Origin of the sequence: Flavobacterium dankookense, from assembly GCF_004362665.1 — a bacterium.
In the GTDB taxonomy this organism is placed as follows: Bacteria; Bacteroidota; Bacteroidia; order Flavobacteriales; family Flavobacteriaceae; genus Flavobacterium; species Flavobacterium dankookense.
In genome coordinates this window covers 153,808-177,396 of record NZ_SNXR01000011.1, presented here as the reverse complement: position 1 = coordinate 177,396, position 23,589 = coordinate 153,808, and the positions used below count along the sequence as shown (strand labels likewise).

The window sequence follows — 23,589 nt, the reverse complement described above, 5'->3', positions numbered from 1 at the left end:
TTCGAAATATTATGAAAACAGTAAACTACATATCACATATGCTTGAAGATAATATTGAGGAAATAAAAGCCTTAGTATTGTATTTTGACCAAATAAACATTATCGAGCAAAGACATCTTCATATCGTGGCTCCAACCAATGCAAAACCTGACAGAAACGGAAAGGTTAAAGCTCAAGTAATTTCAACAAATGATTTTACTGATGAAAAATTTTTATTACATTTAAAAGAGTTTGAAAAAAATAAAAATATTAAATATCAAATTGATATCGATAGTGTTGGAGAAAGTCCGGAAAAAGGAATCAGTTCAGTAAGTAGTGATATGCAAATAAATGACCTAGTACTTTTTCATTCAGAACTAGTGGGAAAAAAGCATAATGAACAACAAATTGTTGATGAAAAAGGAAGAATTGTATTAAGTTATGACTTAGAGCTTAATAAAGAATCTTCAATACTTTCAGAAAAACTTTTCAATAAAACTGATAATGTTAATCAACTATTATCTTATTATGCTAGAGTTTTCAAAACTTTTGTAAATTATTATGAACAAGGAAAAGATGTTTTAACTTCCAGTAAATATGTTAATGATCTTTTCAAAGAAATAAACAAAACTGATAGATTTAAAAATGCTCAAATAGCATTTAAAAACGAATTCAACGTAACTCCTTCATTTGCTCTTGAGGCTATTAAATTAGGCGTCCCAAATTTGGGCAAATTTCCACCTGAAGAAATCCTAAGATTTAAAGAAAATTCAAAAGATGAATTATTAGAGTTTCAATCAAAATTAGAGAATTTAACTTTCGATTTACTAAATAATTACGATTACAATTATATTAACACCAATGCTCAAAAAATTGCAGATCTAAAAATTCGTCCACTAATTGAAAATATCAATCATACTTTAGATAATTCAAAATATAAAGTTATGCAAGAATTAATTAAAGAAGCGAAAGACCCAAAATCTTATTCACCTCTTTTACTTACTTTTTCTGACCAAATATCAAACTCAATGATTTTATTAATTAGTGCTGGTATAGTTGGTTTAAATGTTGGACTAGAACATTACGCTAGAATTAAAGAAGCAAAAAAAGACGGTATTTACTACTTATACAAAATGAACAAATACTTCGCCTAACAGGCGTTTGGCAAGATTGCGAATTTTGTAGTAAAATCATATTTACATTTCGCAAGAATTTTTATCTTTAACAGAAAATAATCAGTTCCGAAGTTCGCAACTGCGTGAAGCGCCGGAACGTTATGCTCTATCATAGAAAAATATGAATAAAATCAACATTCTGCTAGTTGACATCTATATTTCTGAATCCAAAACATCAGAGGCAATTTCAGATGAGGAAAATTCTAAAATTCTTAATTTTAGAAATGAGTTTACACATTTTATAAAATTAGAAGAAAATAGTAATGTAAAAAAACTTATTGATGAAGCTGAAATTATTCCTGATTATGTCCTTGAATCTTTTTTAATCAATAAGTTTATTGAGTTTAAATCATCAAACATTCTTTGTGTCGGTCTATACTCGAAAGAGAGTTTGAAAATTATTAAAAACTCCCTAAATTCTCTAGGTTTAACAGTAAATAAAATTTGGTATGTTAAACAAAAAGATCCAGACACTTACAAAATTCAATTTTGTCAAAACCCACCTAATGCTAGCTTTGAAAAGTATCTCGAAGAAATTGAAGAGAGATGGGAAAAATCATATCGTGAGAGAAAAGACTTCATTAACTTTTTAAAAACAGAATTTTTAGATTTAGAATGGAGAGTTATTGAAGTAGATTATATAAAACCAATAACTAAGGAATATATCATGAACAAAATAAATGACAGAGCATAACCGTGGTTATCAGCTATAGCTGGTTTTTCTTAAGTTGTACTCATTTCTTCACGAAAAAATTTTATCTTAGCAGACAGTACGCAGTTCGCTGGCTTCGCAAAAAGCCACTAGCCGCGAAACGTTATCAATAAAGCCTCCCGATGTTGAAAAATATGGAAGAAGTTAAGTCTAAAATAACTTTTGACTTTGTTAGCAGAACGCTAAAATTTTGTGCTGTTGGATTATTCATTCCTGGTTTTTCTGCAATATTATTATTCGGAATACAAATGGCTTTAACAAAATTAGGAATAGAATGCACTGACGCTTGGAAGTTAATCTGGTTCATCACTTGGGTTGGAATGCTCCTTACTCCTACTTTTTTTATTAAATATTTAAAATCTGAGAACTGGCGTGAAAGAAGATTATTATCGAGGAAGTTAATTTTATTTAATTCATTAGAATATATATTCATTCAAGCAAGTTTCGGCTCATTAATGTCAAACTCAGAAACATTGTGTTATGGAAGTGGTGGACAAAATGGTTTGGAGCTAGGTTTTTCAGCTTGGCTTTCTTTACCAATCTTACTTGCTTTTAGTTTTGCTTTTAATAACATTTGGAAAAGTAAAGAATAACGGCACTACTGCCAACAGACGTTTGGCAAGATTGCGAATTTTGTAGTAAAATCATATTTACATTTCGCAAGAAATTTTATCTTTAACAGAAAATAAACAGTTCCGAAGTTCGCAACCTCGCCAAGCGCCGGAACGTTATATGCTATTTTGGAAGAAGACAACCGAGAAAATTAACTTTGTAATTGAAAAAATCAGAATGTTGAAAATTTACTATAGAATCTGGGTTAGCTTATTTCTTAGCATAAAACATTCACAAAAGGGAAATGAAAAATCTGCTATTTTGCTTTCACTCATTACTTTGAGTTTAACTAACTTTTTAAATGTTTTTTTTATTGCTTGTTTAATATTTTTATCAGGAATTGAAGTTAATTTTCTTGAGATTTTGCCTGAAAATAAATTTCTCAGAAGTCTAACAATTCTACTTATATTCTTATTGCCTAACTATTTTTTATTAATAAATGACAATAAACACAAATCATTGCTAGATAAATTTGAAAGTCAAAACTCAAAAAATTTAGGAACTAAATACTTCCTTGTGAGTTCATGTTTATGCTTGTTACTTGTTTTTTTGACAATAATCTTCCCTGAGTTTTTTAATTTAAATGTGAAAAAGTAAAAATAGCATATATCAGTGGTTATCCGCTATAGCTGGTTTTTCTTTGCTTCACTCCTATTTTTCACGTAAAACTATTATCTTAGCAGACGACATGTCCGCAGTTCGTTAGCTTCGCTGTAGACAGATAGACACGAAACGTTAACCTATGAAAACGAAAACCTAAAAAATGTGTAAAGCCTGTTTTGATAGAGAATATAACGAATTTGACACTTATTCTGAATTTGAAGAATTCAACAAAGAGTTCGACTCTAAAATTGCAAAGTCAGTTCATTTTGTTGAGAATGGAAAATACAGAAGCGATTCACATGCAGTTTATAAATGTAGTAATTGCAATCAACTTTGGTGGTTTTCAGATTCAGATAATCATTGGCGCGGCTATTTTCTAAAAGAACATAATGCAAAACGAAAAATTGATAATGATGAAAGAAAAGGAGATACAGTGAAATATGGATGTTTAGTAATTGTATTTTTATTAATAATTGGTTTAATAAAATCATTTTATTAAACGGCTACTGCTAACAGCAGTTAAAAGCTAGCTTCTCCAAAATTTTGCAATAAAGCAAATTCACGTTCAAAAAAACCGAAAAGTAGCTTTGAAACTAACTTTTCAAAAGATAAACAAGGCATCCGCCAAAGTAAACAAGACATCCGCCAAACTAAACAAGGCTTCCGCCAAAGTGAACAAGGCTTCCGCCAAACTAAACAAGGCTTCCGCCAAAGTGAACAAGGCTTCCGCCAAAATAAACAAGGCATCCGCCAAAATAAACAAGACAACGGCCAAAGTAAACAAGACACTGGCCAAAGTGAACAAGCCTTTGGCTCAAATAAACAAGACACCGGCCAAAGTAAACAAGACACTAGCTAAAGTAAACAAGCCTTTGGCTCAAATAAACAAGGCATCCGCCAATAGATAACAACAAAAGAAAAAATAGAATACCTCCAATCCCCATCCGTTCGAGTAAAATTTTTAGAGTAAATTGGTATCGAGAACAAAAATCTAAAAACCCAACCATCTAAATTGTCTATATTTGCTCCACTAAAACGATATAGTCTATGGAAGAATGCATCTCCGTTTTTGATATGCTAAAAATTGGCGTAGGTCCATCAAGTTCACACACACTTGGACCTTGGCGTGCTGCTGAACGTTTTTTATCTGAATTACGTACAGAAAACAAACTCCAAATAACTACCCGTGTAAGAGTAGATTTATATGGTTCATTATCCTTAACCGGAAAAGGACACGCCACTGATTTAGCCGTTATGCTCGGACTATCTGGCCAAGATCCAGAGTATATTCCCGTACAAAATATTGCTGGTATCATCAAAACAATAGAAGACAAAAACGAAATCATTTTAGCCAACGAAGTGACCATTCCGTTTTACTTTCTTCAAGACATAACATTCAATAAAAACTTCCTACCGTTTCATGCCAATGGATTAAAATTTACTGCTTTCCTAAATGACGATAGCGAATATGAAGCTACCTTCTACTCCATCGGTGGCGGATTTGTAGTCAAAGAAGAGCGCGTTAACGCCAAGAAAAAGCACGAAATTAAATGTGCGTTTCCTTATCCTATCCAAAACGCAGAAGAGTTACTAAACTATACCATTGATTTAAATAAATCCATTTCAGAAATCGTTTATGAAAACGAAAAATCCATGCGCAGTGAAGAAGTAATTCACACCGAGCTAATGCGCATCTGGAACACCATGCTGGAATGTATGTATATTGGTTGCCACAGCGAAGGCATACTTCCTGGTGGATTAAATGTTAGACGTCGCGCTTTCGATATGCATCAAGGATTGATTGGATTAGCCAATTATTCCAATCCACAAGAATGGTTAGAACAAATTAGAAAAACGGAAGTTAAATTTCGTCAAATATTAAAGTGGGTTTCTTGTTTTGCACTTGCTGTAAATGAAGTCAATGCCGCACTAGGAAGAGTAGTTACAGCACCAACCAACGGAAGTGCTGGTGTTATTCCAGCCGTTTTGATGTATTATTTGGTTATTGAAAACCACAATGCAGGCGAAAAAGAAATCAAACAATTCTTGATGGTTGCTGGAGAAATTGGAAGTATTTTCAAAAAAGGTTCAACCATATCTGCTGCAATGGGCGGATGCCAAGCCGAGATTGGCGTTTCATCAGCCATGGCTGCCGCAGCTTTGTGTGAAGTAATGGGCGGAACACCAGACCAAGTTCTTATGGCTGCCGAAATTGCCATGGAACATCATCTAGGATTAACTTGTGATCCTATTGGCGGATTGGTTCAAATTCCGTGTATTGAGCGCAATACTATGGGAGCAATAAAAGCCATCAACGCCGCTGAACTCGCCATGGAAACGGATGCTAAAAATGCCAAAGTACCATTGGATAAAGTAATTGATACCATGTGGCAAACAGCAAAAGACATGAATTCTAAATATAAAGAAACCTCCGAAGGCGGATTAGCGCTTTCAGTAAACATGGCTGACTGTTAATCAATTTTTTACAAAAAGAAACGGAGACAACTATAAAAGTTATCTCCGTGTCCTACTCAATAGTTAAAAACTTCCGAGCTTGTGGTTATGAATATACAGTCTTATCGAGTGTATAATTCAATGTTTCCGCTAGCATCTTTCAATTTCAATTCATTGAGCGTTAGATTCATAATATCTTGAGTTGTAGTTATACCATCAACAACTCGTGTTAGATTATTATGTGATCTAGAATAAATACCTTCGTCAGTAAACAATGCACATGGATCAATTGTTGAATCATAATTTCCTTCTTCAACAGTATTATCCGATTTTAATTGAATAAAATCTTTATCGCAACCCGTTTCGTTTTGAGGCGCATCGATTAGCGTTTCTGTTCCTCCAACTATTGTCCCTACTTTACTAATATTCCATTTTCCAACCAAAGGCGCTAATGATTCTCCGTCATTATCATCGTCACTACAAGAAGTTCCAAACAATCCTAAGCTACCAATTAATAAAGCCGCTACCATACTTCTACTGTTCATGCTTACTCTTTTCATAAATTCCTTTGTTATTTTGTTAGATACAAAGTTAGTTGTGAAGCCAACGAAGCCTGTTATACAATTATTTTTATAACTTGTATAATTACATGAAGAGTAATAATAAGGGGAAATAGTAATTTAAATACTTTTGATTGTTAAAGAAAACTTTACTTACTAACTTTCAACTCTTTAATCTCTTTTTTCAATAATTCGATTTCAGAATTTAATTTATCAAATTCTTCTCTATTGGTTTTTCTTGCTTCAATGGATTGATAAATTTTAAGCTTTGCGTTTTGTATTCCGTAGTTCTTAAGTTTTTTTTCAACTACGTTTTGAAGCAATTCATCATATTGTTCAACCATTACGTCAACCTCAATTAGTTTGGATTTATCATCAATTTTTGTTTGAACAACATGGTATTTAGCATCTATTTCATTGGTAACAAATTGATTGGCTTTTGCAGTAAAAATATTTGCGACAGCAAAATTATAAGCTAAATATACCGCTGGAATTATGGCGAGAAATATCAATATTCCAAACCAACTGTTTACATTTTTTACATTATCAGAAGAATGTGGTTTAAACTTCAAATACTTGACAATGATGTAACTTCCAACGCAAATAAAAAGTGCGTTTATAAAATAAGTATAAAGTCCGCCAACAAAGTATTCCCATTGCAACGTTGCCAATCCAAAACTTGCTGTACACAATGGTGGAATACACGAAGTAGCAACAGCAACACCAATTAAAACCTGCGTTCCGTTATGACGAGAAATTGCTATAAAACCAGCCATTCCACCAAGAAATGCTAATAAAACATCAAAAATAGTTGGATGCGAGAATGACAATAATTCATCGGTTGGAATAGCATAAGGCGTAATTAAGTAATAAATTGTTGCTACTAAAAGACTTATTAAAATAATTCTAACTGCGTTTTGAATACTAACTTTCAATAAATCTAAATCGGAAACTCCGAGGGAAAAACCTATTCCAAAAATTGGTCCCATTAATGGCGAGATTATCATTGCACCAATAACAGCTGCTTTTGAATTAATATTCAAACCAATGCAGGAAATAAATATTGCAAACGCTAGAAGCCAAAGATTTTTACCTTTAAAAATAACACCTTCGTGTACTTCTTTATCCGTAATGGTTTCATCTTCTTGACTTCCTTTTAAATCAAAAAGAGAACGAAAATAACGTTTTATGACTTTAGTATTTGTACTCATTTTTCAGTATTGATTGCGATGCTAAATTAGAATTAATACTTAAAGCATTACAAGACTGGACAAATATATTTTAAATATTAAACCCAATTCAATCCAATACTAAAAGTACTTCCTAAACCTAATTCACTTTCTACCGAAATGGTACCGTTTTGTGCTTCAATAAACTCTTTAGAAATTGCTAAACCCAATCCTGTTCCCGATTTGTTACTTCCTGGAATTTGAAAATATTTATCAAAAACTTTCGATTGATATCGTTTGTCAATTCCTTTTCCATAATCGATAACTTGAAATACAACTTGATTGTTTTCTTTCTTTAATTTGACAATAATTTTACTTTGACTTGAGGAATATGTGATGGCGTTTGTTAAAAAATTAATTAAAACCCAACCTGTTTTTTCGCTATCTGCTTTCACTTCTGGTAACTCTTTTTCTAAATCAATAATTAGCTCTATTTGCTTTTGCTCTGCTTGAACTTTAACAGCATCTACAGCATAGTTGACAATATCATACGGATTACTTTTTTCGATGTTTAGATGAATGTTTCCTGTTTCTAATTGTGAAATATCAAGCAATTCTCCTGTGATCTTTAATAACCGTTCACTATCCTCTTTTATACTCTCAATTAGCTGTTTTTGTTCATCGTTTATAGTTCCTGTTTCCGATTTTTCTAATAATTGTAAACTTAATTTTATTGAAGAAATTGGAGTTTTTAATTCGTGTGAAACTGTTGCAATAAAATTGGTTTTAGCAAAATCTAATTCTTTGAAAATAGTAATGTTTCGCAAAATAATTACATTACCTATATCAATTGATTTGTCTTCACCTGTTGGTGTAATGGTAATATTTACAGTTTCTTTTTCAAAATAACTTTCTTTACCGTCAGCGAAAATTTTCATTGGATGTGCTTTTGAACTTTCCAATTCGTTGATGATTAATGACCTCATCAAATCGTTTTTCAATGCTAATGTTGTAGCCGATTGACCTATAACTTCTTCTTGTCGAAGACCAATAATCTTTAATGCTTCATCGTTAACAAACAGAATTATTCCTTCACTATCCAAACCAATTATTGGATCGTGCATATTATTGATTAACGTTTCCAATCGTTTCTTTTCAAAAGTCAGTTTATGCAAATTACTATTGGAGTATTCTTCTAATTTTTCAGCCATTGTATTGAACGATTTTGCCAAATCTCCATATTCGTTATGATTATGAAAATGAACGCGTTCTGAGTAATTTCTATTGGCAATTTCTTTGATACTAGCGGTTAATTCTTTGATTGGATTGGCAATATTATTGGGCAAATTAACCAACAAATTAAATGCAATTAAGAAACATAATGAACCAACAATTGCAATCCATAAATTAGCCGTTTCTGCCGTTTTCTTTGCAATATCACCTTTCACTTTTATGGCATTCATGTTGAGTTTCATAATCTCAAAGATGTCATTTCTAATTTGAGATTTTAAAGTAGCATTGTTTCTATCTTGCTCTAAAATTTGGAATTTCCTTTGTAAATCATAAGTAACTTTATCTTCTCCAACTTCTGAAATATTTGCTATTTGTTTTTTTAAATTGGTTTCAAATAACACAATCGCTTTCGTTTCATTAACTTCAATTTCATCTAATGAAGAAAGCATATTTCGAGAATATTCTAAAGTTTCATAATTGGCTTTAAGAATATTTTGAGTATCTTTTTTTATCGAATAAATATAAAAGGCACTCACTAATGAAAGGACAATTATTAAAACAAATAACAATCCAACGCCTAAATTTAATTTGGTTTTTATTCTCATCAGGAAAGAATTACTAGGTCAATATTTGAAGATGATAAACTATTCAATAATTTATTGAATATACTGGTAGACAAAATTACTTTAAATAAATTTAAGTGAGGTTTTCCAATACAAACGGTTGTTATTTTTTTTTGTTCTACAACGTCTAAAATGGCATCGGTTATTTTTGCGTTTTCAACTTTGATAATTTCTGCACCAAGTTCGGTGGCTAACTTGAAATTATTTATCAAATGACGTTGTTTGTCTAAAGCAATTTTATCGCTACTTTCTTTGGGAGTTTCAACATACAAAACATACCAATCACTGTTATAATAACTAGCTAAACGAGCCGTTTTTCTGATTATTATTTTGGCAGTTTTATCATTACTACTGATACAAGCTAAAAGCTTTTCGTGTCGTAACGCTACATTTTTTGGGACTTCATTTTCTACCTTTCGAACTACTTGACTGGCAACTTCTTTCAAAGCCAATTCGCGCAATTGTAGAATTTGATCTGATTTAAAAAAATTGTTTAACGCTGCTTGTATTTTGTCTTCCGTATAAATCTTTCCTTCTTTTAATCTGGAAATCAATTCATCTGAAGTTAAGTCAATATTTACTACTTCGTCTGCTAGTCTTAAAACATTATCTGGAACTCGTTCTTGTACATCAACATTGGTAATTTGTTTTACATTTTGATTTAAACTTTCAATATGTTGGATATTTACCGCCGAAATTACATTGATACCAGCTTCTAAAATTTCTAATACATCTTGCCAACGCTTTTCATTTTTGCTTCCTTCAATATTGGTGTGTGCCAATTCATCTACAATTACAATTTCTGGTCGTAGATTGATTATAGCTTGCACGTCCATTTCTTCCAATTCTTTTCCTTTATAGAAAATAGTTCTTCGCGGAATAACAGGAAGTCCGGCTAATAACTCGTGGGTTTCTTTGCGATTGTGCGTTTCAATATAACCAATCTTAACATCAATGCCTTTCTTCAAAAGTGTATGTGCTTCTTGTAGCATACGAAATGTTTTGCCCACGCCAGCACTCATTCCGATGTAGATTTTGAATTTTCCTTTTCTCGATTTTTGAATTAAATCTAAAAAATGCTTTACACTTTTTTCTTTTTCAGCATCCATGATTTTAGGATTTGTAAATTGTATTGTTGTATACTGTATTATTGTATACTAATCTGAAAATCAATATACAATAATACAATATGCAGTTTATAGTAGTTTAAAACGAAATAGCCAATGAAGTTGTCAAAAAAGTATTGCTATCCGTCGGGTTTCCATCTTTCAAAAAGATATCATCTTTACTTGATAAATTTCTAGCTTCAACTCTAAACATCACATTATCTGAAACTAGATAATCAAAGTTGGCTGAAAATCCATAGGTTTTAAATCCGTTTTCGTTTCCCGTTGCAATAATTACACCTTGTTTGTCTTGATAATATTCACCTCTTGCTGCCAATTGAATTTTAGCAGTTGGTTTGTATTGCACAATTACAACTGGCGAATACCAAACATCATAATCGCTACTTCCGTTTGCAGTTTGTTGCGCTCCAATATCAAAACCAGCAGTTACATTGGTTTTATCAGAAACTTTAAATTGTCCATAAAAATTATTGAAATAACGCCATTTTCTATCACTATCCGGTTGCTCGTTTCCAATGTATGTACTCCAATTCCATGTTATTTTACCAGATGGTTTATACGTTATTTGCGTTCCAAAAGCAGGTGTTTGATTACAATCTATTTTTTGAATACGTTGCCAACCGTTTAAATACATGGCAGCTAAATACCATTTTTCGGATGAAGAAGTATAACCGATTTTTACTCCTGCTTCATAATAAGGAGAGTTATCAGCTAAAATGCTTCTTGTTAATGTTTGACAATCTTTTCCAATAGCACTTTCAAAACCAATATGCGAAGGCATAATTCCTGCATCAATCCATAAATTATGTTTTGAGGAAATTTTAACTCCTACATTGGCTTCAAAAACATTACGCAATAAATCTTGTTCGGCTGCCAAATTGTATTCGGCATACGTTCCAGCCATAAGTGCCAAGTTTCCTCTAACATTATCTTTGGCATAATTTACTTTTGCAAAACCTAAATTAAGGTTTAACTCGTTGTGCTTATTATGGCTGTATATAAATCCTGGTCGCAAATGATTATCAGGATTTCCGAAATCATAACTATAATAGGTTTCTATATATCCTGAAAAAGTTAGAGGACTTTTTTCTTTCTCTTGAGCGTAAACTGTTGTAAAGGTTAAAGCTAGTAAAGCTATTATTTTTTTCATTTTTTTATTATTTTTATTTTACTTATTACTAATTGAGTTTTGTTTAAACCAAATCGAGTTATGCTTACTACTAATTGAGTTTTGTTTAAACCTAATCGAGTTTTGTTTAAACCTAATCGAGTTTTGCTTAATACTAATTGAGTTTTGTTTAAACCTAATCGAGTTTTGCTTAAACCTAATCGAGTTTTGCTTATTACTAATTGAGTTTTGTTTAAACCAAATCGAGTTTTGCTTATTACTAATTGAGTTTTGCTTAAACCAAATCGAGTTTTGCTTATTAATTATTACTTCAAGTCATCTAAAGCTATATTCAATTCTAAAACATTAATTGTTTCGGTTCCTATAGCTGTTGGTTTGTTACTCATTTTTTCTACCAAAGATTTTACTTTTTCTTCAGGTAATTTTCTAGTAGCTGCTATTCTTTTCACTTGAATTAAAGCGCCTTGTGGCGAAATATTTGGATCCAAACCACTACCTGAAGCTGTAACCATGTCAGATGGAATGTCCGCTTTTTTCAAATAAGGATGAACTAGTAGAAAAGTATCAATTCGTTTCTGAACTTGTGCCAAATAATCTTCATTACTTGCACCTTTATTACTTCCTCCACTTCCAGCAGCATTGTAATCTACGGCTGATGGTCTTCCCCAAAAATAGTTTGCTTTATCAAATTTTTGACCTATTTTTTGATAACCAACTACTCTACCGTTTACCGAAATGGTTTCGCCTTTACCTTTATTTGGTGCCAATTGCGCTATTCCTAACATGGCTAAAGGATAGATTACTGCAAACAAAATTACTATTAATGCTGTGAATTTAATTATTGCTATTGTATTTTTCATTTTTTTATTTGTTAGATGTGAAAAGTGAGTTGTGAGTTGTGAGATGTAAAATATTGAATAACTTAATAAATTTTACTTTTTAATTTTTACTTTTTACTTTTTACATAATTAAAAGAACATTGCTACTACTAAATCAATTAATTTGATACCAATAAATGGGATAATAATTCCACCTAATCCATAAATTAAAAGGTTTCTTTTTAGAATGGCGCTTGCTCCAATTGGTTTGTAATCCACACCTCGTAGTGCCAACGGAATTAGTATTGGAATTATGATTGCATTAAAAATTACTGCTGATAAAATGGCACTTTCAGGACTATGCAATTGCATAATATTCAATCCTTGAAGCGCTGGAATTGAAGCTATAAATAGCGCTGGAACAATGGCAAAATATTTGGCAACATCATTAGCAATTGAGAATGTAGTTAGCGTTCCTCTTGTCATTAAAAGTTGTTTTCCAATTTCTACTATTTCAATTAATTTGGTTGGATCATTGTCTAAATCCACCATATTTCCTGCTTCTTTAGCGGCTTGCGTTCCACTATTCATGGCTACACCTACATCGGCTTGCGCTAAAGCAGGAGCATCATTGGTTCCGTCACCCATCATGGCGACTAATTTTCCGTTTTGTTGCTCATTTTTGATGTAGTTCATTTTGTCCTCAGGTTTGGCTTCTGCGATAAAATCGTCTACACCTGCTTTTTCTGCAATGAATTTGGCTGTTAGTGGATTATCTCCTGTAACCATAACCGTTTTTACACCCATTTTTCTCAAACGATCAAAACGTTCTTTCATTCCTGTTTTGATAATGTCTTGCAATTCCACTACACCTTGAACTTGACTGTTTTTAATTACTACTAAAGGCGTTCCACCATTGGAAGAAATTTCAATGACTTTTTTAGCTGTATCTTCAGGGAATGTATATCCTGCTTGTTCCGAAATGTTTTTGGCAGCATCTTGAGCACCTTTTCTAATGTTAGTTCCATCTTTTAAAACTACTCCCGAAGTTCTCGTTTCAGCTGTGAATTTTATTGTTTGTGAGATGTGAGATGTGAGATGTGAGATGCTTGTTTTCATTTCACCATTTACATCTAACATTTCACTTAACTCAAGAATACTTTTTCCTTCTGGAGTGTCATCTGCTAGAGAACTTAAAACAGCAGATTGAATAAATTCTTCAAGCGAAACACCATTTGTTGGATAAAAATTAGTTGCTTTTCTATTTCCGATAGTGATTGTACCTGTTTTATCTAACAATAAAACATCAATATCGCCTGCTGTTTCAACGGCTTTACCTGATTTTGTGATTACGTTAGCTCTTAAAGCTCTATCCATTCCTGCAATTCCAATGGCTGATAACAATCCTCCAATTGTTGTTGGTATTAAACAAACAAAAAGTGAGATAAAAGCAGCGATTGTTATCGGTGCATTAGCATAATCTGCAAAAGGTTTTAGTGTTACACAAACGATTACAAAGATTAAAGTAAAGGCTGCTAATAAAATAGTTAACGCAATTTCATTGGGTGTTTTTTGACGACTTGCACCTTCTACTAAAGCAATCATTTTGTCAAGAAAGCTTTCTCCGGGTTCGGTTGTTACTTTTACGGTTATTCTATCACTTAACACTTTTGTTCCACCAGTCACCGAACTTTTATCACCACCAGCTTCACGAATAACTGGTGCGCTTTCTCCTGTGATTGCACTTTCATCAATAGTGGCTAAACCTTCAATAATTTCGCCATCGGTTGGGATAACATCACCTGCTTCACAAAAGAACATATCTCCTTTTTTAAGTTGAGATGAAGAAATCAATTCAATTTCACTTGAACTGACTTTTCCAATTGCTACAACTTTTTTGGCTGGAGTTTCTTCTCTTGTTTTTCTTAAACTATCGGCTTGTGCTTTTCCTCTTGCTTCGGCTATAGCTTCAGCAAAATTGGCAAACAAAAGTGTGACAAATAATATTAAGAATACTACGAAATTATAAATGAAACTACCTTGATTTTGTGCGCCCATTAAAATGGCAATACACACAATAAACATAATGGCAGTTCCAATTTCTACAGTAAACATTACTGGGTTTTTGAACATTACTTTTGGATTAAGCTTTACAAAAGATTGCACTAAAGCTTCTTTTACTTGCTTACTTTCAAATAATGAATTGGATTTATTTTTAGTCATTTTTTTATTAAGTAAAATGTTATTTGTAAAATGTAAAATGTCATGATTTTGAATATGTTTGATATTCATTTAAATTATTATAAAATATGAAACCTCATAAAAAATTAAATTCTTGGATTAAAAGTTTTGAATTTGTTAAAGAAATATATTTAGTTACAAACCGATTCCCGACTGATGAAAAATTTGGATTAACCTCCCAAATAAGAAGAGCTTCTGTTTCAGTTCCAGTAAATATTGCCGAAGGAGCAGCTAGAAAAGGCACAAAAGAATTTATCCATTTTTTGCATATTTCACTAGGGTCTTTATCTGAACTTGATACATTAATTTTATTGAGTAAAGAATTAGATTTTATCAACGAAAAAGAATGTGAACAATTAATTGAAAAATTAGACATCATAGGAAAACTTATTTATGGTTTGATAAAAAGCCTTGATAGTAGATTGTGATATGTGATATGTTAGAAGTAAAAGGTTCGTTTTTTCTAGTGAAAAGTGATTATTATTTTTTTTCATTTAACTTCTCATATTTTACATTTCACATCTAACATTTCGCATTTCACCTCAAAGTAAAATATTCTGCTAATGGACCTAAAGCCAATGCTGGAAAGAAGGATAGTGCTGCAATAATTGCGATTACTGCAAAGACCATAATACCAAAAATGGTAGTATCCGTTTTTAAAGTTCCTGCACTTTCTGGAATGTATTTTTTATTGGCTAATAATCCTGCGATGGCAAGCGGTCCAATAATTGGGAGAAATCTACCTAATAGTAACACAATTCCGGTTGTGATATTCCAAAACGGATTATTATCGCCTAAACCTTCAAAACCAGAACCATTGTTGGCAGCACTTGAGGTAAACTCATAAAGCATTTCAGAAAAGCCATGATTACCAGGATTGTTTAACCAACTTGTAGCATTTCCATTAAACCAATATCCCATTGGAGTATCATTGGCAGCTAAATATGAGGCTAAAGCAGTTCCAGATAAAATTAATAAAGGATGAAGAATGGCAATAAATGCGGCGATTTTAACTTCACGAGCTTCGATTTTCTTCCCTAAAAACTCTGGAGTTCTACCAACCATTAATCCTGAAATGAAAACAGCAAGTATTATGAATATGTAGAAATTCAACCATCCAACACCGCAACCGCCATAAAAAGCATTGACCATCATAGCTAACAATTGCATTGCTCCTGACATTGGCATTGAACTATCGTGCATGCTATTCACAGAACCTGTAGAAATTACGGTCGTGGCAATACTCCAAAAACCTGAAATGGCTGGACCAAATCGCACTTCTTTACCTTCCATTGCTCCAGTAGTTTGGGTTATTCCCATTCTTTCAATAGCTGGATTTCCGTTTAATTCGGAACTAATTGTTGGAATGACCAAAAGCAAAAACCCGATAGTCATTACACCAAAAACGACATGAGAAAATTTACGTTTTTTGAGATAAAATCCTAATGCAAAAATCATTGCAAAAGGAATAATCAATTGAGCAACTAATTCAACAGCATTAGTAAAATAAGTTGGATTTTCAAATGGATGTGCTGAATTCACTCCAAAGAAACCACCACCATTGGTACCTATATGTTTAATACCAATAAAAGCTGCAGCTGGACCTCGAGATACTTCAACTGTATCACCTTGTAAAGTAGTAATGCTATCTTTACCTTCAAATGTCATTGGTGTTCCACTGAAAATCAATACGAGAGCAACAATTGCTGAAAGAGGTAATAAAATACGAGTACAACTTTTGATGAAATAATTATAGAAATTACCCAAATGTTCGGTTGTTCTCTCTTTCATGGCATTGAAAACCATAGCTGCGGCTGCCATTCCAACACCTGCTGAAACGAACTGTAAAAACATCAACATTAATTGCCCTAAATAAGACAAACCAGACTCACCGGAATAATGCTGAAGATTACAATTGACAACAAATGAAATAGCGGTATTAAAAGCTAAATCGGGACTCATTGATGGATTTCCATCTGGGTTTAAAGGCAAGCTTCCTTGAAAAAGTAAGACAAAAAAACAAAGAATAAACCATCCCAAATTGACACTCAAAAGTGCTTTAAGATGTTGCTTCCAATTCATTTCTTCTTTGTCATTGATACCACTTATTTTGAAAATTAGGCGTTCAATAGGATTAAAAATTGGGTCTAAAAGTGTTTTATCTCCTGTGTAAACTTTAGCAATATATTTCCCGATTGGGATTGCCAAAACAATGGTGAGAAGAAAAACAGTTATAACTCCAAGAATTTCTGTATTCATAATATATTTATTAAAAGAATGTTTAAAATTTTTCGGGTTTAATTAAGACATAAACCAAATAGCCAAATACAGCTAAAGCGACAATAAAAAGTGCTATCATAATTTAGATTTTTTCAAAAAATTCGACCGATTTAAAACAAATGGCAAAAAGAAAAATTCCTAATGCGAGTAAAAGAATAGTGCTTATCATATAGTTAATTTATTAGTTTAGGATTATACAGAAGTTGCATTGATTTGCTTGATGTATTCTGCTCGCAATGCTTTAGGAAAAAGATTGGAAATACTGCAATGTCTCAATTCCATAAATGAAGAAACGGAATAGACATAAACATTTGAGATTACATTTTTAGTTTCATTGCTGCCTGTTTCCAAAAGATTTTCTGCAACAGCCAATAGTTTTTTTGCTCTAGAAATGTTTCCAGAAATAATGGCTTTGTTGGTGATTTCTGCGAAGCGTTCCGCTTGTTTGTAAATGGTATTTATTTTGTTTTTCATAACGATGAATTTGTTTGTTCTTCATCGCTTATGCCAAAAGGTGTTCCAATAAAAATAAAATTCCGTAAGGTATTGTTATTGTTGATTCTGTGATTATCGTGCCAAAAATTGAGCATAAAAAAACCTATCAAAATGATAGGCTTTTATTAAAATGATAAGGTTGTCTATTGAATATTGTATTCGTCTAATTTTCTGTATAAAGTGGCAATACCTATTTCTAGTAATCTTGCGGTTTCTGCTTTATTACCTTTAGTATAATTTAGTACTTTTTGAATATGCAGTTTTTCAACACTATTCATTGAAAATGCTGACATTGATTTATTTTGATTATCGCTTTGATGTTTTATTTCATAAGGCAACACATCAAGGGTTAGCACATCATTGTTAGCTAAAATAACGGCTCTTTCAATCACATTTTTTAATTCTCTGACGTTTCCTGGCCAATGATAGGCTTCTAATTTGTGAAGAAAATTATCTTGAATTTGCAATGTTTTTTTATTTATTGAAGTAGAAAATTTATCTACAAAAAAATCTACTAAAGGTGCAATATCCTTAACTCTTTCTCGCAATGGCGGAATATTGATTTCAAAAATATTCAATCGAAAATATAAATCGGAACGAAAACGGTGTTCGTCGCTTTCTACTTTTAAATCACGATTTGTTGCCGCAATTAATCTGAAATTTGATTTTTTTGGAGTGGTATCTCCAACGGGAATAAACTCATTAGTTTCTAGAACTCGAAGTAATTTAGCTTGTAATTCTATAGGCATTTCTCCAATTTCATCCAAAAACAATGTTCCTCCGTTTGCTTCTTCAATAAATCCTTTCTTGTCTTTGATTGCTCCTGTAAAAGCACCTTGTTTGTGCCCAAATAATTCGCTTTCTAGAATCTCTTTGCTGAATGTGCTGCAATTTAATGCTACAAAAGATTTGCCAACTCGATGACTGTTTTCGTGAATGGCTTGCGCAAAAACTTCTTTTCCGGTTCCAGTTTCACCGGTAAGTAATACGGTAGAATCGGTTTTAGCTACTTTTTTAGCCAAATCAATTACTTGTTCAATTGCTTTTGATTTTCCTATTATGGTATCAAATGAATATTTATCCGAAATACGTTTTTCGAGTTGTTTGACTTTTTTTTGTAATTGTACTTTATCAAAGGCTTTGTAAAGTAATGGAATGATTTTATCGTTATCATCGCCTTTTACAATATAATCAAAAGCGCCATTTTTCATAGCTTGAACGCCATCGGGAATATTGCCATAAGCAGTCATCAAAATAACTTCTACTAGAGGAAAACTTGTTTTAATTTTTTGTACAAAATCAACACCATTTCCATCGGGAAGTTTGACATCACATAAAACGACGTCAATATCATTTTGCTCCAACTTTTTGAAACCTGATTTTAAATCGGGTGCTTCAATGACATCAAATCCTTCAGATTTTACTATTCGAGCCAAAAGTCCGCGAAGTTTTTCTTCGTCGTCTATGATTAGGATATTTTTCAAATGAAAACAATTAATTTCTGCAAAATTACATTTTTACTTTCTTCTGGTATCAATTACATGAATTATCTTCCATCCATTTTGCTCTTTAAAAAGTGTAAAAGCGTTAACGCCAGAATGACTTATTTTATCGTTGATATAAAATTCATAAGGTGTCCAAGCATGCGCCATTGTTCCATCGACTTGAATGGAATAACTCAAAATCTTTTCATTAAATTTAAAGTCACTCGGAATTGAGGCAATTGAAAAATAAAATTCCTTTGCTTTTTCATCAGTTAGTTTGTTACCTTTTATACTTTCTGAAATCGATTGTAAAATCAACTTTTCACTACAAACCGATTTCATTTTCACTGTATCTTTAGCATGAAATCCTTCAAAGAAAGTTTCAATTGTTTTTTGGACTTCTTCTTTTTGCGCATTAGCAAGAAAAACAAAAAATAGACTTATTACTAATGAAACTCTTTTCATTTCTTAATATTTAGACCATTTATACAATTCTTTCCATGTTGGTTTTTTTCCATACATTAATATTCCAACGCGGTAAATTTTTGCTGCAAACCAAACCACTAAAAAGAAGGTTGCAAAAAGTAATACCAATGAAACTAAGATTTGCCAAAGTGGAACGCCAAACGGAATTCGCATCATCATAACGATTGGAGAAGTCAACGGAATCATAGAGAAAACTGTTGCCACAGTTCCGTGTGGATCATTCATTACGGTAAAGAAACCTATATAAACTCCTAAAATCAATGGCATAATAATTGGCAAAAGAAACTGTTGCGAATCTGTTTCGTTATCAACTGCCGCACCAATAGACGCATAAAACGAACTGTATAGAAAATATCCTCCGATGAAATAGAAAATAAATGAAATAAGTATCGTTGCGATTGGTAAATTCCACAATTCTTGAATATACATTTGAATTGTTCCGCCCATTTCACTTTGTGCAGCTTTCATGGCTTGGTCTTCCATTCCTGATGTTGCTCCCATTTGAATTCCAAAAACCGTAGAAAGAATAAACATGGCTGTTAGTCCTAATATTGCCCAAATCATAAATTGTAAAATTCCAGCCAATGATGTTCCAATAATTTTTCCCATCATGAGTTGAAATGGTTTTACAGAAGAAATGATAACTTCTATAATTCGGGAAACTTTTTCTTCAATCACACTTCGCATAACCATATTGCCATAAATAACAATAAACATCATGATTAAATAGCCAAAAGCACCACCAATTCCAATTTTGATTTCGTTCAATCCTTTTAGTGAAGCTTCTCCAGAGGCTTTTGATAATTTGATTTCAATATCCGACTTAGCCTTTTTGATTGCTAACGTATCTAAACCTGCTTTTTGAAAATTTTCTTGTGTCAATTTATGATTGATGGTTTCCTCTATATCACTAATAAACATGACACTTGGACTATCGTTGGAGATGTATTGAATTCCTTTTTGGAATGTAGCACTATTTTCATTTTTAGGAATAACCAGAAGACCTTCATAAGCTTCAGAAACAATACTATCTTTTAAAACTTGAAGATTTACTTCTGAAAAATCTACATATTTATATTCTTCATCGCTTTTAAATTCATTGAAAAATTTACCCGATTGGTCATGAACAACTATGGTTTTCAAATCGGCTTTCATAGTACTTAGATAACCCACAAAAACAGCAATTCCAACAAATAATAACGGACTTAAAAAAGTCATGACGATGAATGATTTGTTGCGCACTTTTGCTACAAATTCTCTTTTGATTATAAGACTTAATTTACTCATTTTTTAGACTTCTTAGATTTTTGGATTATTAGACTTCTTGGATTTTAATGATTGCTAAATTTTTTTTTCTAAAATTCTAACAATCTAACTTTCTAGCTATCTAATCAGTTACTGTTTTAATAAAAATATCATTCACACTCGGGATTTTTTCCATAAAATGGGTTACTTGTCCGCGCTGAACTAAAATAGTTAATAGCTCATTTGGAGTGGCATTTCCCAAGTTAACTTCTAGTTTTAATTCGTCGTTCAAAGATTTGAAATCAGTTTGCGCAATCGTAAACTTTTGTGTTAAATCATACATTAGTCCTTCAACATTATTGGTTAAAACACCAACTTCATAATTGTTTGTTCTGAATTGTTTCTTGACATCAGTCAATTTTCCTTCAATTAACTTATTGGACTTGTGAATCAATGCAATATGATCGCACATTTCTTCTACACTTTCCATTCGGTGGGTTGAAAAAATGACCGATGTTCCTTGTTTATTTAACTCGATGATTTCATCTTTAATCAAATTGGCATTTACGGGATCAAAACCAGAAAATGGTTCATCGAGTATTAATAGTTTAGGTTTGTGTAAAACAGTGACAACAAACTGTACTTTTTGTGCCATTCCTTTAGATAATTCTTGAATTTTTTTATCCCACCAACCTTTTATTTCCAATCGTTCAAACCAATAATCAAGTTCGTGTTTTGCTTCAGCTTTTGAAAGTCCTTTTAATTGTGCCAAATACAAGCATTGCTCGCCTACTTTCATTGTTTTGTACAAGCCGCGTTCTTCGGGCATATAGCCAATTGTGCCAACATGTGAAGGATTTAATTTTTCTCCATCGAGAATAATTTCGCCGCTATCAGGCATTGTAATTTGATTGATTATACGAATTAAAGAAGTTTTTCCAGCTCCATTTGGACCAAGGAGTCCATAGATACTTCCTTTTGGAACCGTTAAAGAGACTTCGTTTAGTGCAGTGTAATCACCATATTGTTTGACTACATTTTTTACTTCAAGTATAGTATTCATACTTCTATTTTGGTTTTTTGTAAAAGTAAAGAATAAGTAAGTAACTGCGAATTTTTGTTACAAAAAAAACCCACCCAATAAAATGAATTACAGGATGGGAAAAATTGCTATGAAAAAGAAATTACTTGTTTCCAAGTAATATTCAAATGTATAATTAATTTTTTAATTACGAAAACATATCTTTTACTTTTTCAAAAAAAGATTTATCACTCTTTTCAGGATGCGGAATAAAATTATCGTCAGTTAGCGATTTTTCAAAGAATTGGCGTTGTTCTTTACTCAAAGACTTTGGTGTCCAGACGTTTACATGAACTAATAAATCGCCATTTCCATAACTATTTAAACTAGGAATTCCTTTTCCTTTTAGACGTAAAATCTTTCCAGATTGAATTCCTTCTTCTAATTTAATTCTTACTTTGCCGTTGATAGCATCAATATCTTTCGAAACTCCAAGCACAGCTTCAGCAAAACTGATGTATAAATCATAATGCAAATTTTCACCTTCTCTTTTCAAAAACTCATGTTCTTGCTCTTCGATGGCAACGATTAAATCACCTGGAATTCCATTTCCTGGTGCATCATTTCCTTTGCTAGAAACCTTTAGTTGCATTCCATCTACAACACCTGCAGGGATTTTGATAGAAACGGTTTCGTCTTCTAGTATCATTCCATAAGCATCAGCATTGTTTGGTTTGCTATCAATTGTTTGTCCAGAACCACCACAAACATTACATGTTGTAGCAGATTGCATTCTACCTAAAATAGTATTGGTTACTCGTAAGACTTGTCCTTGACCATTACAAGTAGAACAAGTTTTATATCGAACACCTGGCGCTTGAATTTTTCTCTTTACTTTTACTTTTTTCTCAACACCATTGGCAATTTCTTCTAAAGTCAATTTCACTTTAATACGAAGATTGCTTCCTTTAACACGTCTTTGTCCACCTGAATTTCCTCCAAAACCGCCACCAAAAGCACTTCCGAAAATATCTCCAAACTGACTGAAAATATCGTCCATGTTCATGTGTCCATGACCACCGCCAAATCCTCCAGCACCATCAAAAGCTTGATGACCGTATTGATCGTATTTTGCCTTTTTATTTGGATCGCTTAGTACTTCATAAGCTTCGGCAGCTAATTTAAAATTCTCCTCAGCCGTTGGATTTCCTGGGTTTTTGTCAGGATGAAATTCAATCGCTTTTTTTCGGTATGCTTTTTTTATTTCTTCGGCTGTAGCACCTTTAGAAATACCTAATATTTCGTAAAAATCTTTTTTGCTCATAATTTTTAATTTAAAAAAACGTGATAAATCACATTTCTATTCAAAAGTAGTACTCGAAAAATATACTAGTTTCCAATTACAACTTTTGGAAAACGAATTATCTTGTCACCTAGTTTATATCCTTTTTCAACTACATCAACAATTTTTCCTTTCAAATCGTCTGACGGTGCAGGAATTTGAGTAATTGCTTCAGCAAAATCAGCATTAAAAACATCTCCTACTTTTAAATCAACTTGCTCTAAACCTTTAGATTCTAGTGTGCTTTTTAATTTTTCATGAATAAGTTGAACACCTTTCAATAATGTTTCATCTTCCGATTTTGCAATTTGAACCATTGCTCTATCAAAATCATCTAAAACTGGCAGAATGGCTTGCAGCACTTCTTGATTGGCAGTTCTAAATAAATCAATACGTTCTTTTGTGGTTCGCTTTTTATAATTTTCAAATTCTGCAAAAAGACGTAAAAATTTATCTTTTTCTTTGGCTAATTCTTCTTGCAACTGCTCTTCAACACTTAATTCTTCTGCGGTTTCTACTTCATTTACGACGTTTTCATTTTCGTTTTCGATTGGTTCTTTTTCAGTGTTTTCAGTATTCATTTGTGTCTTATTTTTAAAAATATCTTTAATTTTCATTTTATTGGTTTAATCCGCTTTCTTGAATGCAAAAGTACTGCCAATTCTCTAAAAATGTCAAATTGTCATAGCTTTTTGTTTTCCTAAACGTATTTAAATTATTCAAAATTTAATATAATTTTAAGACTATATCGTTTTCGGTTTATTATATTTGTTGATATTAAAATTTAAAGGTTAGTATAAA

General features: G+C 32.2%; 23 protein-coding genes. 7 read left to right on the top strand and 16 right to left on the bottom strand.

All coding sequences use genetic code 11. The features are described 5' to 3' along the window. The first annotated feature begins 11 nt into the window (after positions 1-11). From BC748_RS01915 to BC748_RS01890, 6 genes are all read left to right on the top strand, one after another. Positions 12-1,133: a hypothetical protein gene (locus tag BC748_RS01915; protein WP_133531772.1), complete on the top strand. Its 1,122-nt coding sequence runs from the start codon at positions 12-14 to the stop codon at positions 1,131-1,133. A 142-nt stretch (positions 1,134-1,275) separates the two neighbouring features. Beyond that, positions 1,276-1,848, top strand: coding sequence for a hypothetical protein (locus BC748_RS01910; protein WP_133531771.1), 573 nt, complete (start codon positions 1,276-1,278; stop codon positions 1,846-1,848). Between the two features lie 152 nt (positions 1,849-2,000). Further along, positions 2,001-2,459, top strand: coding sequence for a hypothetical protein (locus BC748_RS01905; protein WP_133531770.1), 459 nt, complete (start codon positions 2,001-2,003; stop codon positions 2,457-2,459). A 782-nt stretch (positions 2,460-3,241) separates the two neighbouring features. Next, positions 3,242-3,580, top strand: a complete 339-nt coding sequence (locus tag BC748_RS01900; RefSeq protein WP_133531769.1) for a hypothetical protein — start codon at positions 3,242-3,244, stop codon at positions 3,578-3,580. An 88-nt stretch (positions 3,581-3,668) separates the two neighbouring features. After that, a complete protein-coding gene (locus BC748_RS01895) occupies positions 3,669-3,989 on the top strand; it encodes a hypothetical protein (protein WP_133531768.1) in 321 nt (106 codons plus the stop codon). Positions 3,990-4,128: 139 nt separating this feature from the next. Further along, positions 4,129-5,556 (top strand): L-serine ammonia-lyase, encoded by a 1,428-nt coding sequence (locus tag BC748_RS01890; protein WP_133531767.1) that lies wholly within the window; start codon positions 4,129-4,131, stop codon positions 5,554-5,556. Between the two features lie 101 nt (positions 5,557-5,657). Here the strand turns inward: BC748_RS01890 and BC748_RS01885 are convergent, their stop codons facing one another. The 7 genes from BC748_RS01885 to kdpB all read right to left on the bottom strand — a co-directional run bounded on the left by BC748_RS01885 (position 5,658) and on the right by kdpB (position 14,417). Next, positions 5,658-6,095 (bottom strand): lipocalin-like domain-containing protein, encoded by a 438-nt coding sequence (locus BC748_RS01885; RefSeq protein ID WP_246013986.1) that lies wholly within the window; start codon positions 6,093-6,095, stop codon positions 5,658-5,660. A gap of 149 nt (positions 6,096-6,244) precedes the next feature. Next, a complete protein-coding gene (locus tag BC748_RS01880; RefSeq protein WP_133531766.1) occupies positions 6,245-7,306 on the bottom strand; it encodes a DUF389 domain-containing protein in 1,062 nt (353 codons plus the stop codon). Positions 7,307-7,383: 77 nt separating this feature from the next. After that, positions 7,384-9,102, bottom strand: a complete 1,719-nt coding sequence (locus BC748_RS01875; RefSeq protein ID WP_133531765.1) for a sensor histidine kinase — start codon at positions 9,100-9,102, stop codon at positions 7,384-7,386. Continuing rightward, positions 9,102-10,229 (bottom strand): sensor protein KdpD, encoded by a 1,128-nt coding sequence (locus BC748_RS01870; RefSeq protein WP_133531764.1) that lies wholly within the window; start codon positions 10,227-10,229, stop codon positions 9,102-9,104. Before BC748_RS01870 ends, BC748_RS01875 begins: the two co-directional genes overlap by 1 nt. Positions 10,230-10,326: 97 nt before the next feature. Then, positions 10,327-11,397, bottom strand: coding sequence for a porin (locus tag BC748_RS01865; RefSeq protein WP_133531763.1), 1,071 nt, complete (start codon positions 11,395-11,397; stop codon positions 10,327-10,329). Positions 11,398-11,681: 284 nt separating this feature from the next. Next, positions 11,682-12,236, bottom strand: a complete 555-nt coding sequence (locus tag BC748_RS01860) for a K(+)-transporting ATPase subunit C (RefSeq protein WP_133531762.1) — start codon at positions 12,234-12,236, stop codon at positions 11,682-11,684. 108 nt (positions 12,237-12,344) lie between these two features. Next, complete coding sequence (gene kdpB, locus BC748_RS01855) at positions 12,345-14,417, bottom strand: potassium-transporting ATPase subunit KdpB (protein ID WP_133531761.1); 2,073 nt, start codon at positions 14,415-14,417, stop codon at positions 12,345-12,347. Positions 14,418-14,503: 86 nt separating this feature from the next. Between kdpB and BC748_RS01850 the strand changes: the two genes are divergently transcribed. Beyond that, entirely contained in the window at positions 14,504-14,863 is a 360-nt protein-coding gene (locus BC748_RS01850; RefSeq protein ID WP_133531760.1) for a four helix bundle protein, read from the top strand. 109 nt (positions 14,864-14,972) lie between these two features. Here BC748_RS01850 and kdpA read toward each other — a convergent pair whose 3' ends face one another. From kdpA to BC748_RS01805, 9 genes are all read right to left on the bottom strand, one after another. Then, positions 14,973-16,694, bottom strand: coding sequence for a potassium-transporting ATPase subunit KdpA (kdpA, locus tag BC748_RS01845; RefSeq protein ID WP_133531759.1), 1,722 nt, complete (start codon positions 16,692-16,694; stop codon positions 14,973-14,975). A 22-nt stretch (positions 16,695-16,716) separates the two neighbouring features. Continuing rightward, entirely contained in the window at positions 16,717-16,794 is a 78-nt protein-coding gene (kdpF, locus tag BC748_RS01840) for a K(+)-transporting ATPase subunit F (protein WP_091314114.1), read from the bottom strand. A gap of 113 nt (positions 16,795-16,907) precedes the next feature. Next, entirely contained in the window at positions 16,908-17,189 is a 282-nt protein-coding gene (locus tag BC748_RS01835; protein WP_133531758.1) for a DUF7674 family protein, read from the bottom strand. Between the two features lie 164 nt (positions 17,190-17,353). Continuing rightward, positions 17,354-18,694, bottom strand: coding sequence for a sigma-54-dependent transcriptional regulator (locus BC748_RS01830; RefSeq protein ID WP_133531757.1), 1,341 nt, complete (start codon positions 18,692-18,694; stop codon positions 17,354-17,356). Positions 18,695-18,727: 33 nt separating this feature from the next. Further along, positions 18,728-19,159: a nuclear transport factor 2 family protein gene (locus BC748_RS01825; protein WP_133531756.1), complete on the bottom strand. Its 432-nt coding sequence runs from the start codon at positions 19,157-19,159 to the stop codon at positions 18,728-18,730. A 3-nt stretch (positions 19,160-19,162) separates the two neighbouring features. Then, positions 19,163-20,467, bottom strand: coding sequence for an ABC transporter permease (locus BC748_RS01820; protein ID WP_133531755.1), 1,305 nt, complete (start codon positions 20,465-20,467; stop codon positions 19,163-19,165). A gap of 100 nt (positions 20,468-20,567) precedes the next feature. After that, positions 20,568-21,488 carry an ABC transporter ATP-binding protein gene (locus BC748_RS01815; protein WP_133531754.1) on the bottom strand — a complete coding sequence of 307 codons (921 nt, stop codon included), beginning with the start codon at positions 21,486-21,488 and terminating at the stop codon, positions 20,568-20,570. Between the two features lie 166 nt (positions 21,489-21,654). Next, positions 21,655-22,770: a molecular chaperone DnaJ gene (gene dnaJ / locus BC748_RS01810; RefSeq protein ID WP_133531753.1), complete on the bottom strand. Its 1,116-nt coding sequence runs from the start codon at positions 22,768-22,770 to the stop codon at positions 21,655-21,657. Positions 22,771-22,835: 65 nt separating this feature from the next. After that, positions 22,836-23,405 carry a nucleotide exchange factor GrpE gene (locus tag BC748_RS01805; protein WP_133531752.1) on the bottom strand — a complete coding sequence of 190 codons (570 nt, stop codon included), beginning with the start codon at positions 23,403-23,405 and terminating at the stop codon, positions 22,836-22,838. Between the last annotated feature and the right edge of the window lie 184 nt (positions 23,406-23,589).